At 74.3% G+C, this 17,427-nt stretch carries 3 protein-coding genes and 2 pseudogenes; all 5 read left to right on the plus strand.

Features of this window, described 5'->3' with window-relative positions; genetic code table 11:
* Positions 1–194 precede the first annotated feature (194 nt).
* The 5 genes and pseudogenes from EFE23_RS05140 to EFE23_RS29710 all read left to right on the plus strand — a co-directional run bounded on the left by EFE23_RS05140 (position 195) and on the right by EFE23_RS29710 (position 17,418).
* On the plus strand, positions 195–9,203 hold the full coding sequence (locus EFE23_RS05140) for a type I polyketide synthase (protein WP_123239722.1): 9,009 nt from the start codon (positions 195–197) through the stop codon (positions 9,201–9,203).
* Positions 9,200–14,026, plus strand: a complete 4,827-nt coding sequence (locus EFE23_RS05145) for a type I polyketide synthase (protein WP_123239723.1) — start codon at positions 9,200–9,202, stop codon at positions 14,024–14,026. The genes EFE23_RS05140 and EFE23_RS05145 overlap by 4 nt, the downstream gene beginning before the upstream one ends.
* Positions 14,023–15,447, plus strand: a pseudogene (locus EFE23_RS29700) (condensation domain-containing protein); the annotation flags it as partial. The gene EFE23_RS05145 and the pseudogene EFE23_RS29700, both read left to right, overlap by 4 nt.
* Positions 15,448–15,522: 75 nt before the next feature.
* A pseudogene (locus EFE23_RS29705) lies at positions 15,523–17,097 on the plus strand (amino acid adenylation domain-containing protein); the annotation flags it as partial.
* A complete protein-coding gene (locus EFE23_RS29710) occupies positions 17,086–17,418 on the plus strand; it encodes a phosphopantetheine-binding protein (RefSeq protein ID WP_439650830.1) in 333 nt (110 codons plus the stop codon). The pseudogene EFE23_RS29705 and the gene EFE23_RS29710, both read left to right, overlap by 12 nt.
* Positions 17,419–17,427: the final 9 nt, after the last annotated feature.

Below are 17,427 nucleotides of genomic sequence, written 5' to 3' on the forward strand. Positions count from 1 at the left end.
TTGAGCAATGGATAGGGGTGTTCCGCCAAGCGCTGCCGCCGGTACCGTCATCTGCGGGAGTTGATGTAGTCCACTTCGTGGCATTGGGGGCGGGTTCCGTGCGTCCTCCCACGGTGTGAATGCGGCGCCAGTTCTTCGTCGCTTCGGACCCTGCTGATCCCGTGGACAACGTCGGAGCGAACCAGGTGGTTAGCATGTCGGTGCCAGGGCGAGACAATGCACTCAAGGGAGCGGCCGGCCCAACGGGATCGGTGCGGGTGCCGGCCGGGCTGGTTGCCCGGTCGCCCAAAGCGGCGACGCTCGTCGACCGGTTCCGTACCGTTCTCCTGGCCGATCCGGATGCGTTCACATACCGATTCCTGATTGACGGCGAGGACGCCGAACTCGTCATTTCCAACGCCGACATGGATCGACGGGCACGGGCCATCGCGGCCACCCTGCGGGATCGGGTGGGCGAAGGTGACCGGGCGCTCATCGTCTGCCCCCCGGGGCTGGACTATCTCGCCGCGTTCCTCGGCTGCCTCTACGCCCGGGTGATCGCGGTGCCGGTGTATCCGCCGAACCCGGTGCTGCTCAAGCGGACCCTGCCGCGGCTGATCGGCGTGATCGAGGACGCGCAACCAGCCATCGTGCTGGCCCCGGCGGAGATCACCGCGATGGCCGGTCAGATCACCGCGCTCGCCCCCGTACTGGGCACGCTGGTCTGGCAGGCCGTGGACCGGGTCGACCAGGCCGCCGCCGACCGGTGGCGCGAACCCGACCTCGGCGGCGACGACATCGCCTTCCTGCAGTACACCTCCGGCTCCACCGGCCGACCGAAAGGGGTGGTGCTCAGCCACGGCAACCTGCTGGCCAACCTGGCGGTGACCAACCAGCGCTTCGTGACCGACGTCGAGGACACCAGGCTGGTCAGCTGGCTCCCGCCATACCACGACATGGGGCTGATCGGTGCCATGCTGCAGCCCCTCTACGCAGGCTTCTCCGCGACGTTCATGTCGCCGACGGCGTTCCTCAAGCGACCCCTGCGGTGGCTGCAGGCCATCTCGACGTACCGGGGCACGCTCAGCGGCAGCCCCAACTTCGGCTACGAGCTCTGCGTGGCCAAGACGACGCCGGAGGAGCGCGCGGCACTAGACCTGAGCAGCTGGCGGCTGGCGTTCAGCGGAGCCGAGCCGGTGCGGGCCGAGACCATCGACCGGTTCGCCGAGGCGTTCGCGCCCAGCGGGTTCCGGCGCAGCGCCTTCTATCCCTGCTACGGCCTCGCCGAGGCGACCCTCTTCGTCTCCGGCGGCCTGGCGGGGATCGAGCCCGACATCCGGCGGTTGCGCGCGGCCGACCTCACCCACCGCCGGGCCGTCGAGGCCGGCCCCGACGAGGAGAGCCGGACCCTGGTGAGTTGCGGGTCGGTCGCCGCGGACCACGACCTGGCCATCGTGGACCCGGAGACCGGCGAGCGGCTGCCGGCCGGGCACGTCGGGGAGATCTGGTTCAGTGGGGCCAGCGTGGCCCAGGGCTACTGGCAGCGTCCGCAGGAGAGCGAGCAGACCTTCCGGGCGCGGATCGCCGGCACGGGCGCCGGGCCGTTCCTGCGCACCGGAGACCTCGGGTTCGTCGACGAACACGGGGAACTCTTCGTGACCGGTCGGCACAAGGACCTGATCATCATCGCCGGCCGGAACCACTACCCCAGCGATATCGAGTTCACCGTCGAGCGCAGCGACCCGCACCTGCGGCCCGGTTGCGGGGTGGCCTGCTCGGTGGAGGTCGACGGCGAGGAGCGGCTCGTCGTGATCCACGAGGTTGGCGGCAACCGGTCCCGGTTCGACCCGGAGCAGGTCATTGCCGCCATCCGGGGCGCCGTCGCCCAGGAGCACGGGCTCCAGGTGCACGACGTGGTCCTGATCAAGCAGGGCGGCGTCCCGAAGACCTCCAGCGGCAAGCTGCAACGGCGCGCCGCCCGGCAGGCGTTCCTCGACGGCGGACTGGAGACGTTGGCCAACTGGAGCGCGGCCGACCCGGAGCGGATCGCCACCGGCGCACGGGCGGTCGCGGAGAAGTCCGGCCCGGCGAGCGCGACCAGCACCGCCCCGCCCGGAACCGCCGGGCGGGCAGAGATCGAACGGCGCCTGATCGAGGAGCTGGCCGCACGGCTGAAGGTCGACCCGTCGGCGGTGGACCCGACCCGGCCCATCGCCACGTACGGCCTGCAGTCGGTGGACATGGTCGGGATGGTCGGCGAGGTGGAACGCTGGCTCGGCCGGGAACTTCCCGCGACGCTGATCTGGGAGTACCCCACGATCGACGCGCTCGTCGGGTTCCTCGGCGCCCCGCCGTCCGGTGCGGCTCCCACCGGCCCGGCCGCCCCCGACGCCGACCCCGCCGGCCCGGTCCCGACCACCGCCCCGCGGGCTGCCGCCGCGCAGCGGCTGCCCGGCCCCGCCGGCCGGGCAGCAGGGACCGCGAGCGAGCCGGCGGGGCGGGCCGAACCGGTCGCCGTCATCGGCATCGGCTGCCGCCTGCCCGGCGGGGTGGACGGCCCAGAGAGCTTCTGGCAGCTGCTGACCGAGGGCCGGGATGCGATCCGCGAGGTGCCCGCCGACCGGTGGGACGTCGAGGAGTTGCACACCGACGACCCGGACGTTCCGGGGCGGACCACCACCCGCTGGGGTGGCTTCCTGGATCGGATCGACCGGTTCGACCCGCACTTCTTCGGCATATCCGCCCGGGAGGCCGCCCGGATGGATCCGCAGCAGCGACTCCTCGCCGAGGTGACCTGGGAGGCGCTGGAGGACGCCGGCATCGTCGCCGAGGACCTGGCCAGCTCCGCCACCGGCGTCTTCATCGGCATCGCCACCAACGACTACGGGCAGTTGACCCTGGCGGACCTGGACCGGGTCGACGCGTACACCGGCACCGGCAACGCCTTCAGCATCGCAGCGAACCGCCTGTCCTATCTGTTCGACCTGCGAGGTCCGAGCATCGCGGTCGACACCGCCTGCTCCGCCTCGCTGGTGGCGGTCCACCAGGCGGTGGCCAGCCTCGCCCGGGGCGACTGCACGCTGGCCGTCGCCGGCGGCGTCAACGTCGTCCTCTCGCCCGCCCTGGCGATCAACTTCAGCAAGGCCGGCGCGATGGCCGCCGACGGGCGCTGCAAGGCCTTCGACGCCCGGGCCGACGGCTACGTCCGGGCCGAGGGCGCCGGCGTGGTCGTCCTCAAGCCGCTGTCCGCCGCGGTTGCCGACGCCGACCCGATTTACGCGGTGATCCTGGGCGGAGCGGTCAACCAGGACGGCCGGACCAACGGGCTGATGGCGCCGAACCCGCACGCCCAGCAGGAGGTGCTGCGCCGCGCGTACGAGCGGGCCGGCGTGCCGCCGGCGCAGGTCGGCTACGTCGAGGCGCACGGCACCGGCACCCTGCTCGGCGACCCGATCGAGGCCCGGGCCCTGGCCGCCGTGGCCTGCGCCGGCCGGGACCCGCGACGGCCCCTGCTCATCGGCTCGGTCAAGTCCAACCTCGGACACCTCGAGTCCGCCGCCGGCATCGCCGGCCTGATCAAGACGGCGCTGATCCTGCGCCACCGGGAGATCCCGCCGAGCCTGCACTACCGGCAGCCGAACCCGCACATCCCGTTCGGGCAACTCGGCCTGCGGGTGGTCGACACCCGCCAGCCGTGGCCTACCGGCGAAACGCCGGCGGTGGCGGGAGTCAGCTCCTTCGGCTTCGGCGGGACCAACGCGCACCTGGTCCTCGGCGAGGCGCCCCGGGACACCCGGCGGGATCCGGCAGCGGCCACGCCGCTAGCCAACGGCTTCACCGGTGCCGACGGTCACCGCCCCATCGACGGCGAACCGGCCGTCGCCGGGACCCCCGCCGGTGGTTCCGCGCCGGCCGCACCCCACCTGCTCACCGTCTCGGCCCGTACCCCGGAGTCGCTGCGTGAGCTGGCGGCCCGCTACGCGGCCCGGCTGGCCGCGCCGGACGCCGCCGCCGACCTGGCCGCCGTCTGCGCCGCCGCCGCCGTCCGCCGCAGCCACCACGAGCAGCGGCTGGCCTGCGTCGGCGGCTCACCCGGGCAGCTGCGCGACGCGCTCGCGGCGTACGCGGCGGGCGAGGAGCGGGCCGGCCTGTCCTGGGGCGGCCGGCGGGTCGGCCGCCGCCCAAGGACCGTCTTCATGTTCTCCGGGCAGGGCCCGCGATGGTGGCCGCTCAGCGCCGACCTGCTCGCCGTACCAGCCTTCCGGGACAGTCTGGCGCAGTGCGACCGGGCGCTGCGGCAGTACGTCGACTGGTCCCTGCTCGACCTGGTCACCGACCGGACCGACGAGCAGGTGCTGAGCGACCCAGCGGTGGCGCAGCCGGCGCTGACCGCCGTGCAGATCGCCCTCGCCGCGCTCTGGCGCTCCTGGGGGATCGAGCCGGACGCCGTGGTGGGGCACAGCGTCGGCGAAGTGGCCGCGGCCCAGGTGGCCGGCGTGCTCGGCATCCGCGACGCGATGCGGGTTGCCCGGCAGCGCGGCCGGGTCATCCGGGCAGCCATCGGCAACGGTCGGATGGCCGTGGTCGGGCTTCCGCTGGACCGCACCCGACGGCTGCTCGGCACGCACGGCGGCGACGCCGTCTCGGTGGCCGCCAGCAACGGACCGGAGTCCACCGTGCTCTCCGGCGATGGTTCGGCACTGGCCGCCCTCGCCGAGACGCTCCAGGCCGACGGGATCTTCTGCCGGCTGCTCGAATCGGTCGACTACGCCTCGCACAGCGTCCAGATGGAGCCGCTGCGCGCCGAACTGCGTGCCCTGCTGGAGGGGCTCAAGCCCACGCCAGCCACCGTGCCGATCGTCTCCACGGTCACCGCCCGACCCATCGACGGCACCGCCCTGGACGCCGGGTACTGGGCCACCAACCTGCGGGAACCCGTCCTCTTCGACGAGGCGGTCACCGGCCTGCTGGACGCCGGGCACGACGTCTTCGTGGAGATCTCACCGCACCCCGTGCTCGGCGAGCCGGTCACCGAACGGATCGCCCGCCAGCAACGCGACGCCGTCGTCGTCGCCTCACTGCGCCGCGACGAGGCCGGCCACGCCAGCATGCTCGGCGAACTGGGCCGCCTCTATACCGCTGGCCACCCCGTCGACTGGCGCCGGATGCACGGCCCGACCGTCCCAATGGTGCCGCTGCCGGCGTACGCCTGGCAGCGGGAGCGGCACTGGATCACCGACGAGTTCCCGCGCTCGCGCCGCACCGGCCGGCGGGGGCACCCCGTGCTGGAGACGTACGTGCCCTCCGCCGCCGAGCCGGGCGGCCACCACTTCACCGCCCGGATCGACCTCGCGGGCTTTGGCTGGCTGCGCGACCACGTCGTCGAGGACACCCCGGTCCTGCCGGCCAGCCTGCTGCTTGACGCCGCCCTGTCGGCCACCCGGCGGCTGCTGGACGACCCGACGGCGGTGGTGGAACGGCTCGCGCTCACCAGGGTCACCGTGGTCGGTGAACTGGCCGAGGGGGACACCCTCCAGCTCGTCCTGCTGCCGGAGACCGGTGCCGGCGGCACGCTGCGCGTCTACAGCCGCCCGGCCGGGCCGGACGCGAGCTGGAGCGAGGTGGCCCGCGGCCGGTACGGCACCGCCGGCGACGAACCGATCGGCGGCCCGACCGCCGAGCCGCTGGACGCGGTACGCACCCGCTGCGCCGAGCCGGTCGACACCGCCGCGTACTACGCCCGGCTGGACCGCGCCGGGCTGCGCTACGGCCCCGCCTTCCGAGGCATCGCCGCGCTCTGGCGGGCCGGGCACGAGGCGGTCGCCGAGCTGCGCGACCCGGTCGAGCTGACCGGGGACCGGGACCCGTACCTGGTCCACCCCGCCCTGCTGGACAGCTGCCTGCAGGTGCTCGCCGCAGCCCTGAACGGCGGCGACGCGACCGGGACGTACCTGCCCGTCGGGGTGGCCCGCTTCCGCCTCGCCGCCGGGCCGGTCGTACCCCGCTGGGCGCACGCGACGGTCGACGGCGCGGAGATCGGAGCGCCGGACATCACCGGGGCCCGGGTGCTGCTCCACGACGCAACCGGCAAGCCGGTGGGGGAGATCGCCGGCATCGGACTGCGGCTGCTGGCCGGCTCCGGCGCGGCCGACCCGGTCGCCGGGTCCCTGCTGGACCTGCGCTGGCAGGAGGCGTCCGGCCCGGCGGCGGAGACCGACGCCGCCACCGGCTGGTGGCTGCTGCTGGCCGGCGCCGACCCGGTCGGCGCGGGCCTGCGGGCCGAGCTGGCCGGCCGGGGAGTGGCCGCGGTGACCGTCGCACCCGGCGACGCCTACCGGCAGGTGGCCCCGGACCGGTACGAGATCGATCCGGCCCGCCCCGCCGACTTCGCCGCGCTCCTGACCGAGCTGCGGGCGGCCCGGCCCGAGCCGTGCGCCGGGGTGGTGCACGCGTGGAGCCTCGACGCGGTCCTCACCGAGCGGCCTGCCGACCCGGTTCCCGGCCCGCCGGACGACACCGGCACGGCCGCCCCGGCCGGCGGGCGGGACCCCCAGCTCGACCGGGTCGAGCTGCTCGGCCCGGTTGCCGCCCTGCACCTGGTCCAGGCCCTCGACCGGGCCGCCGGCCAGCCGCCGCGGTTGGTGCTGGTCACCCGCGGAGCACAGCTGCCGGCCGCCGGCACCGGCGGGCCGGACCCGGCCCAGGCCGGCCTCTGGGGGCTGGGCCGGGTGGCCGCCCTGGAACACGGCGAGCTGCGCCCCACCCTCGTCGACCTCGATCCGGTCGACGGGGGGCACAACCTCGCCGGCCTTGTCGACGAGCTGCTGCACCGGCGCGGCGGGGAGCAGGTGGCCCTGCGGGACGGCCGCCGCTACACCCCCCGGCTGGGTCCCTGGCAGCCGCCCGCCCCGACCGACGCCGACCGGCGGCTGCACCCGTTCGACCGGGCCGCCGACGGCAACTACCGGATCCTTTCCGTCCAGGGACACCTGGGCAGCCTGACCCCGGTGCTCTGGGAACGCACCCCGCCCGGCCCCGGTCAGGTGCAGATCGAGGTCACCGCCGCCGGGCTCAACTTCAACGACGTCCTCAAGGCGATGGAGATCTGCCCCGGCGTACCCAAGGGCATCGCCCCGCTGGGCGGCGAGTGCGCCGGCCGGATCACCGCCCTCGGCGAGGGGGTTACCGGCCTGCGGGTCGGCGACCGGGTGATGGCGGTCGCCCCGTCGAGCATGGCCGCCTACACCACCACCTTGGCCGAGCTGGTCGCCCGCATCCCCGACGGGCTTACCGACGAGCAGGCGGCCGCCGTGCCGATCGCCTTCCTCACCGTGGTCTACGGCCTGGAGTACCTGGGTCACCTCGGCGCGGGCGACACCGTGCTGATCCACTCGGCGACCGGCGGCGTCGGGCTGGCCGCCCTCCAGGTGGCCCGCCGCAACGGGGCGGAGGTACTGGCCACCGCGGGCAGCGAGGAGAAGCGTGACCTGTTGCGCCGGCTCGGGGTCAAGCACGTGATGGACTCCCGGTCGCTGCGCTTCGCCGACGAGGTGGCCGCGCTGACCGACGGCCGGGGCGTGGACGTCGTGCTCAACTCGCTCACCGGTGCGGCGCTAACCCGCAGCCTTGGCCTGCTCGCCCCGAACGGGCGGTTCGTCGAGATCGGCAAGCAGGACATCTACGCCGACCGTCACCTCGGCCTGCAGGCGCTGCGGCACAACCGGTCGTTCCTCGCCGTCGACCTGGAACGCGTCTTCGCCGAGCGGCCGAAGCTGATCGCCCGCCTCTTCGCCGAGGTGCTCCGCGGCTTCGACAGCGGCGAGTTCACCGCCCTGCCGGTCACCCCGATCGAGTACGGCCGGGCGGCGGAGGCGTTCGGCCTGATGGCGCAGGCCCGGCACACCGGCAAGATCGTGCTGCGGCCGGACTCGCGGGAGGTCGCCGCCCTGCCGCCGGGGCAGGTCCCGGTCCGGCCGGCCGCCACGTACCTGATCACCGGTGGCCTCGGCGCCCTCGGCCTGGAGACCGCCCGCTGGCTGGCCGACCGGGGCGCCCGGCACCTGGTGCTGGTCGGGCGCAGCCGGCCCTCGGCGGCGGCCGAGCGGGTCCTCGCGGAGCTGATCGGACGCGGGGTCGACGTCCAGATCCGGCAGGCCGACATCGCCCGCTACGACGAGGTCGCCGCCGTGCTGGCCGCGATCGACCGGGACCTGCCGCCACTGGCCGGGGTCGTACACGCCGCCGGCGTCCTCGACGACGGGCTGATGCGTCAGCTCGACCGGGCCCGGTTCCGCGCCGTCGCCGCGCCCAAGGTGGACGGTGCCTGGCACCTGCACCGGGCCACCCTCGACCGGGAACTGGACTTCTTCGTCCTCTTCTCCTCGGCCGCCGCGCTGCTGGGCTCCCCGGGCCAGGCCAACTACGCCACCGCCAACGCGTTCCTCGACGCCCTGGCACACCACCGCCGGGCGCAGGGCCGGGTCGCGCTGAGCATCAACTGGGGACCGTGGTCGGAAGCCGGTCTGGCCGCCCGCCCCGACCGGGGCGGCCAGTTCGCCGGGCAGGGCATCGCCAGCATCCACCCCCGCGACGGCATCGAGGCGCTGGACCGACTGGTGCGTACCCCCACCGCCCAGGCCGGCGTGCTGCCCCTGGAGCACGACCGGCTCCGCGCTGCGGCCGCCGCCGGGCTGGTCCCGGCGCTGCTGGCCACGCTGGTCGCGGGGGACGCCGGCGCGGGCGGGGACCGGCACCGATCCGGCGAGGTACGTCGGGGACTGCTCGCCGTCGAACCGGGCCGCCGCCGGCGCACCCTGCTCACCCGGCACGTCTGCGCGGAGGTGGCGCGAGTGCTCAAGGTCGACCCGGCCCGGGTCGACGTGACCGCGCCGCTGGCCGACCTCGGCTTCGACTCGCTGATGTCCCTCGAACTGCGCAAGCGGCTGGAGGTCTCGCTGGACGTGGAGCTCTCCGCCACCCTCGCGTGGCAGTACCCCACCATCGATTCGCTGGTCCCCTTCCTCGCCGAACGGATGGACATCCCGCTGGCGGCCGACGGATCCACCCCCGCCACCGTCGAGGCGGCCACCGCCGGCGGCGACGACGAACCACCGACCACGGCGGACGACGAACTGGCCACCGAGCTGGAGCAGCTCTCCGACGACGACGTCGAGGCGCTCCTGCTGGCCAAGCTCACCCAGATCGACGAAGGGCCGCAGGGATGACCACCGGGCAGCAGGCGCAGGCAGCCACCTCCACCCTCAAGCGCGCCTACCTCCAGCTGGAGCGGATGCAGCGCCAGCTCGCGGAGCACGAGCGCAGTCGGACCGAGCCGGTCGCGATCGTCGGCATGGGGCTGCGGTTCCCGGGCGGCGCGGTCGACGCGGAGAGCTTCTGGCGGATCCTGCGCGACGGGGTGGACGCGGTCGGCGAGATCCCGGCCGACCGCTGGCCGGTCGACGAGTTCTATGACCCCGAACCGCAGCAGCCCGGAAAGATGCGAACCCGCTGGGGCGGCTTCCTGGACCGGGTCGACCGGTTCGACCACGAGTTCTTCGGCATCTCCCGCCGCGAGGCGCTGGCCATGGACCCGCAGCAGCGCCTGGCGCTGGAGGTCTCCTGGGAGGCACTGGAGGACTCCGGGCAGGCACCGCCCGCCCTCGCCGGCAGCCGCACCGGGGTGTTCCTCGGGGTGTGCAGCAACGACTTCGCCACCGAGAACTTCCCCGGCCTGGCCGACATCACCGCGTATGCCAGCACGGGCACCGCGCACAGCGTGGTGACCGGCCGGATCTCGTACGTCTTCGACTTCCGCGGCCCGAGCGTGGCGGTGGACACCGCCTGCTCGTCATCGCTGGTGTCGGTGCATATGGCGGTGCAGAGCCTGCGCGCCGGCGAGTGCGATCTGGCGCTCGGCGGCGGGGTCAACGTGGTGCTGTCCCCGCTGCCCAGCGTGGCCTTCTCCCAGTTCCCCGGCATGGTCGCGCCGGACGGCCGGTGCAAGACCTTCGACGTCCGGGCCAACGGCTACGTGCGCAGCGAGGGCTGCGGCATCGTCGTGCTCAAGCGCCTCTCCGACGCGGTCCGCGACGGCGACCGGGTGCTCGCGGTGGTCCGGGGCGGCGCGGTGAACCAGGACGGCCGCAGTTCCGGGGTGACCGCCCCGAACGGGGTGGCCCAGCGGGACGTGCTGCGCCGGGCACTGGCGGCCAGCGGGGTTGACGCCGGGCAGGTCTCCTACGTGGAGGCCCACGGCACCGGCACCACCCTCGGCGACCCGATCGAGGTCGAGGCGCTGGCCGAGGTCTACGGCCGCGAGCAGGGCACGCCGTTCTACCTCGGCTCCGGCAAGACCAACATCGGGCACGCTGAGGCCGCCTCCGGCATCGCCGGGCTGATCAAGGTGGTGCTGGCCCTGCACCGCGGGGCGATCCCGCCGAACGTGCACTTCACCGAGCTGAACCCGCACCTCTCCTTCGCCGGCACCACGTTCGCCGTGCCGACCGCGCTCACCGAGTGGCCGGCGGTGGCCGAACGGCCGATCGCCGGGGTGAGCAGCTTCGGCTTCAGCGGCACCAACGCGCACCTGATTCTGCAGGCCGCGCCGGAGCCGCCGGCCACCGCCGCTGAGCCCACGCCGCAGCGGCCGCGCTCCGTGCTGCCGCTGTCCGCCAAGACTCCGGGCAGTCTGCTGGAGCTGGCCAAGCGCTACCAGCGGCGGCTGACCGAGGACGCCGTCACCCCGGTGGCGGACATCTGCCACTCGGCCGGCACCGGCCGGGCCCACTTTACCCACCGGCTGGCCGCCGTCGGCGGCACCCGCCAGGAGATCGCCGACCAACTCGCCGACTTCGTCGACGGGCTCCCCGGCGACCTGCCGGTGGTCGGCGAGGCCGGCCGCGACGAGGTGGTGTTCCTCTTCACCGGCCAGGGCCCGCAACGGGTCGGCATGGCCCGTACCCTGTACGACACCCAGCCCACCTTCCGGCAGGTGATCGACCACTGCGACGAGATCCTGCGACCGCTGCTGGACGTGCCGCTGCTGGACGTGCTCTACCCGGCCGACCCCGCCTCCGACCTGATCTACCGCACCACCTACTCCCAGCCAGCCCTCTTCGCCGTGCAGTACGCCATGGCCCAGCTCTGGCGCTCCTGGGGGGTGGAACCGGTCGCGGTGCTCGGGCACAGCTTCGGTGAGTACGTGGCGGCCTGCGTGGCCGGCATGATGAGCCTGGAGGACGGGCTGCGGTTGGTCGTCGAGCGGGGCCGGCTGATGTGGGAGCTGGCCGGGAACGGCGCGATGGTGGCTGTCTTCGCCCCCGAGGCCGAGGTCACCGAGGTCATCGCCCCGTACGCCGAGCGGGTCTCCGTCGCGGCGGTGAACGGCCCCGGCACCACCTCCATATCGGGCGAACGGGCGGCGCTGGCCGAGATCTGCGCCGAGTTCGACCGGCGCGCGGTGAAGACGAAGCAACTGCACATCACCACCTCGTCGCACTCGCCGCTGATCGAGCCGATCCTGCCCGGCCTGCGGAAGGCGGCCGAGGCGGTGACCTTCAGCTCGCCGCGCATCCCCCTGGTGGCCAACCTGACCGGCGAGCTGTGGCCGTGGGACACGGCTCCGGACGCCGACTACTGGTGCCGGCACGCCCGCCAGCCGGTGCGCTTCGCCGCCAGCGTCGACACCCTGCGCGAACTGGGCTACCGCACCTTCGTCGAGATGGGACCGGCACCCACCCTGCTCGGCATGATCAGCGACAACCTGCCGGCCGGGGAGACTCTGCTGGCGCCGAGCCTGCGCCCCAAGCACGACGACTGGACGGTGCTGCTCGGCACGGTCGCCCGGCTCTACGCCGCCGGGGTGAACCTGGACTGGCGGGGCTTCGACCGGGACTACCGGCGTAACCGGGTGCCGCTGCCGACGTACCCGTTCGAGCCGACCCACTGCTGGCCGGAGCCGCGCCGCGCCGGCCGGTCGTACCGCGCCCCGGACGCCGGTAGTGAGGCCACCGGTGCCGACGACACCCCCGACGAGTACGCCGACGACGACCTGCTCTACCGCCTCGACTGGCAGCCGGCGGAGGCTCCCGCCCCGGCTGAGGACGAGCCGGCGGCGGCCCGGACCTGGCTGGTGCTGGCCGACCGCGGTGGCGTCGGCACCGGTGTCGCCGACGCGCTGGCCGCGCGCGGGGACCGGGCCGTCCGGGTGGTGCCCGGCCCGGCGTACCGCTTCGACGGCGGCACCGCGGCCGAGGTCCGCATCGACGGGCCGGCGGACCTGAGCCGGCTCGTCGACGAGCTGAAGCTCGACGGCGGCGACGTCCGGGTGCTGCACCTGTGGAGCCTCGACGGCGACGCCGGGACGGCCGACGACGGCGGCGCGGCGGCGCTGCTGCGGGGGCACGAGCGGGGCAGCCTCAGCGCCGTCTACGCCGCGCAGGCGCTGGCCCGGGCGCAGGGCCCGGAGTCGGTCCGGCTCTGGCTGGTCACCCGGGGCGCGGTGCGTACGACCGCCGGAACCGCCACCGCCCCGGAGCCGGGTCCGCTCGCCGCTTCGGCGCTCTGGGGTCTGGGGCGGTCGTTGCAGCAGGAGCACTCCGCCCTCTGGGGCGGCCTGATCGACCTCGACCCGCAGGCCCCGCCGGCGCTGCTGGCCGACCGGCTGGCCGGCGAGCTGATCGGCGGCGACGCCGAGGACCAGGTGGCGTTGCACGGCGACCAACGGTTCGTGGCCCGGCTGGTCCGCGAGGCGTTGCCGGAGGTGGGGGCGGCCGACGGGCCGTGGCGTCCGGACGCCAGCTACCTGATCACGGGCGGCCTCGGCGGTCTGGGCCTGGCGGTGGCCCGGTCGATGGTGCGGGCCGGTGCCCGCCGGCTGGTGCTGCTCGGCCGGACCGCGCTCCCGCCGCGTGATCGGTGGGCCGACCTGCCCGCCGACGACCCGGTCGCGCCGCGGCTCGCCGCCGTCCGGGAACTGCAGGCACTCGGCGCCAGCGTGCACCTGGAGTCCGCCGACGTCGCCGACGAGGCGGCCATGCGAGCCTTCCTGACCCGGTACGACCGCCAGGGCTGGCCGGCGATCCGGGGCGTCGTGCACGCGGCCGGCACCGGGGAGGTCGCGCCGCTGCTGGAGCTGGACCAGGCCGACCTGGAACGTCCCCTGCTGCCCAAGGCGGTCGGCGCGTGGGTGCTGCACCGGCTCTTCGCCGACCGGGAACTGGACTTCTTCGTCCTGTTCTCCTCGACCAGCGCCGTGCTCAGCTCCCCGTTCGTCGCCGGGTACGCGGCCGCCAACGCCGTCCTCGACAACCTGGCCGACCAGCGCCGCGCCGCCGGCCTGCCCGGCCTCAGCATCAACTGGGGCATCTGGGACGGGGTCGGCCTGGCCGCCCGGGGCGCGGAAGCCACCCCCGGGCTCAGCAAGGGCATGGGCGTGCTCCGTCCCGGCCAGGCGCTGCGCGTCTTCCACCGGCTGCTGCACCATGACGAGGCGCAGGTCGCGGTGGTCCCGGTCGACTGGGCCGAGTGGGGCCGCCGTTACGCGGAGGTCTCCGGCTCGGCGCTGCTCGCCCCGCTGCTGCGCGGCGACGGACCGGTCCGCCCGGCCCGCCGCGGCCCCCGGGCCAGCCTGCTGTCCACCCGGGCGCAGCTGCTGGCCCTTCCGGCCGACCAGCGGGCCGACGTCCTCACCGAGCAGCTGGTGCGCAGCGTCGCGGCCACCCTTGGCGCCGGATCCGCGGCGGTCGGGCTGGACCAGGCGCTGTTCGACCTGGGCCTGGACTCGCTCATGGCGGTGGAGCTGAAGAACGAGATCGAGCGCCAGCTCGGGGTCTCCCTGTCCATCGCGGTCTTCCTGGAGGGCGCCACCCTGCGCACCCTCACCGACCAGATCATCAGCCGGCTGCCGGCCAGCGGCGACGACGACCCGACGGACGCCGGGATCGGGCGGGTCGAGCGTTTCGCCGACGTGGCGGCGGAACTCCTCGCCGAGCTGGAGGGCCTCTCCGACGAGCAGGCCCGGGCCGTGCTGGATGAGGAGGGGCGATGACGGATCTCGACGCGCGGCTCGCCGCCCTGTCCCCGGAGAAGCGGGCGCTCTTCGCCAAGCTGTTGCGGGAGCGGGGACAGGCGCCGCCCGACCGGGGGGAACAGGTCTTCCCGATCTCCGTGATGCAGCAGGGCATCTGGTTCCTGGAACAGCTGCGGCCCGGCAACCCGGCCTACCTGATCCCGGCCGCGGTCCGCATCCGTGGCCCGCTGGACACCGCGCTGCTGCGGCAGGCGGTCAACGGCATCGTCGCGCGGCACGAGTCGCTGCGGACCACGTTCGAGCTGCGGGACGGACGGCCGGTGCAGGTCGTCCGCCCCGCGCTGGAGATCGCCCTGCCCGAGGTGGACCTGGGCGGCACCGCATTCGACGGCGACGAGCTGGCCGATCGCGTTGCCGCCGCGCTGCGCGAGCCGTTCGAGCTCACCACCGGCCCGCTGCTGCGGCTGGTCCTGCTCCGGCTGGGCGCCGACGACTGCGTGCTCGGCGTCGCGATGCACCATCTCGTCTCCGACGGCTGGTCGGTCGGGGTGTTGCTGGGTGAACTTTCCACCCGGTACGCCGCCCTGGTCGCCGGCGAGCGGCCCGACCTGCCCGAGCTGCGCGTCCAGTATGGCGACTACGCCGTGTGGCAGCGGGACTGGCTGAGCCGGGAGGACCTCGCGGCCGACCTCGTCTGGTGGCGGCGGCACCTGGCCGGGGCGCCGGCCGTGCTCGACCTGCCCACCGACCGGCCCCGCCCGGCCGTGCAGGGCTTCCGCGGCGCCGCCCACCCGTTCGAGCTGGCCGAGCCGGTGCTCAGTGCGCTCGGCGGGTTGGGCAAGCGGCACGGCGCCACCACCTACATGGCGCTGCTGGCCGTCTTCGGTGTGCTGTTGCGCCGCTACAGCGGCCAGGACGACGTGGTGATCGGCGTGCCGATGGCTAACCGGGACCGGGCCGAGGTGGAGCCCCTGATCGGCTTCTTCGTCAACACCCTGCCGGTCCGGGTGGACCTCACCGGCGACCCGGGCTTCGCCGAGCTGCTGCACCGGGTCCGGGACGCCTGCCTGGGCGGCTACGCCCACCAGCGGGTGCCGTTCGAGAAGGTGGTCGAGGCGCTCAAGCCGGCCCGGGACCTGAGCCGCCCGCCGGTGTTCCAGGTGGGGCTCTCCTACCAGAGCGACCCGCTGCCCACGCTTGCCCTGGCCGGCGTGGAGTTCGAACGGTTGCCGCTGCGCGCCGAGGGCGCCCGCTTCGACCTGGAGCTGCAGTTCTTCAATCGGGGCGGCGGCCTGAGTGGCTGGTTCGAGTACGACCGGGACCTCTTCGAGGACAGCACCATCGCCCGGTTGGCCGAGCACTTCCGGCGGCTGGTCGAGCTGGTGATCGATCGTCCCGACACCCCGATCGACGAACTGGCGCTGTTGGACGCCGACGAGCGGCGCCAGGTGCTGGCCCTGTCCCGCGGCGAGGACCGGTGGTGGCCCGGCACCGGCTGGGTGCACGAGCAGATCGTGGCCCAGGCCCGCCGTACGCCGGCGCTGCCCGCGCTGCGCTTCGCCGACCGGACGGTGAGCTACGGCGAGCTGCTGAGCCGGGCCAACGGGCTGGCCCGGCGACTGCGCGGCGCCGGGGTCGGCCCCGGCGTGCTGGTCGGCCTGGTGCTGGAGCGCTCGGTCGAGCTGGTGGTCAGCCTGCTGGCGATCTGGCAGGCCGGTGGCGCGTACGTCCCGATCGACCCGGAGCTGCCGGCCAGAAGGGTGGCGCTCATGCTCGGCGACGCCGACCCGGCGGTGGTCCTCACTCAGCGGGCGCTGGCCGGCAGACTTTCCTGGGACGGGCCGCTCTGGTACGCCGACGAGCTGCTCGACCAGCCCACCGACCCCGTCGACGACGGGCCGGCCACCCCGGTCCGGGGCGCCGACGTCGCGTACGTCATCTACACCTCCGGCTCAACCGGCCAGCCCAAGGGCGTGCCGAATACCTTCGCCGGGATCCGTAACCGGCTGCTGTGGATGCAGGACACCTACCGTCTCGGCCCCGACGACCGGGTGCTGCAGAAGACGCCGTACTCGTTCGACGTCTCGGTGTGGGAGTTCTTCTGGCCGCTGATGACCGGCGCGACCCTGGTGGTGGCACGGCCCGGCGGTCACCGCGACGGCCGCTACCTGGTCGAGACGATCCGGGCCGAGCAGGTCACCACCGTGCATTTCGTCCCGTCCATGCTCCAGGCGTTCCTGCGCGAGCCGGACGTGGCGGACTGCACCAGCCTGCGCCGGGTGATCTGCAGCGGCGAGGCGCTCTCCCCGGAGCTGCGGGACCGCTTCTTCGCCCGCTCCGGCGCCGAGCTGCACAACCTGTACGGCCCCACCGAGGCGGCCATCGACGTCACCGCCTGGGCCTGCCGTCGCGAGGACCCCGGCCCGGTTCCGATCGGCCGCCCGATCGCCAACACCCAGGTGTACGTGCTGGACCGGTTCCTGGCGCCCGTCCCGCCCGGGGTTCCCGGTGAGCTGCACATCGGCGGGGTCAACGTGGCGCTCGGCTACCTGAACCGCCCCGAACTCACCGCCGAGCGGTTCGTGCCCGACCCCTTCGCCGCCGACTGGCCCTCGACCGGTCCGGCGGCCGGAGCCGCCTCCACCGACGGCCCGGCGGAGGACCGGGACGCCGACCGGCCACCGGCCCGGCTGTACCGCACCGGCGACCTGGGCCGGATCCGTATCGACGGGGCGATCGAATACCTGGGCCGCCTCGACCACCAGGTGAAGCTGCGTGGCTTCCGGATCGAACTCGGCGAGATCGAGGCGGCGTTGACCGCCTGCGACGGGGTCGGCGAGGCGGTCGTGGTGCCCTGGACGCACGCCGGAGACGTCCGGCTGGTGGCGTACCTGGTCGGGCCGGCCGTTCCGGACACCGGCGAGTTGGTCGCGCGGCTGCGGGAGCGGCTGCCGGAGTACATGGTGCCGTCGGCCTTCACCACGTTGTCGACCTTGCCGCTCACCCCCAACGGCAAGGTGGACCGCCGGGCGCTGCCCGAGCCGGACCTGGCCCGCCCGCAGCCTGGCAGCCCGTACGTGGCCCCGCGCAACCAGTTGGAGCGCACCATCGCCGGCATCTGGCGGGAACTGCTCGGGGTGGACCAGATCGGGGTGGACGACAACTTCTTCGAACTGGGCGGCCACTCGCTGCTGATGGCCGAGGCGCGGGCCCGGCTGGCCGAGGCGGCCGGCCGGGACGTGACCCTGGTCGAACTCTTCCAGTTCCCCACCGTCGGTGCGCTGGCCGGCTACCTCGACCGGCCTGGCGCCACCGCCGACCTGCTGGCCGGTGCCGAGGACCGCGCGGGGCACCGCCGGCAGTCCCTGAATCGACGTCAACAGGCCGCCGCCCGCCGGTCGCGGGCCTGAACGGTAGGT

The organism is Micromonospora solifontis (assembly GCF_003725545.1).
In the GTDB taxonomy this organism is placed as follows: domain Bacteria; phylum Actinomycetota; class Actinomycetes; order Mycobacteriales; family Micromonosporaceae; genus Micromonospora; species Micromonospora solifontis.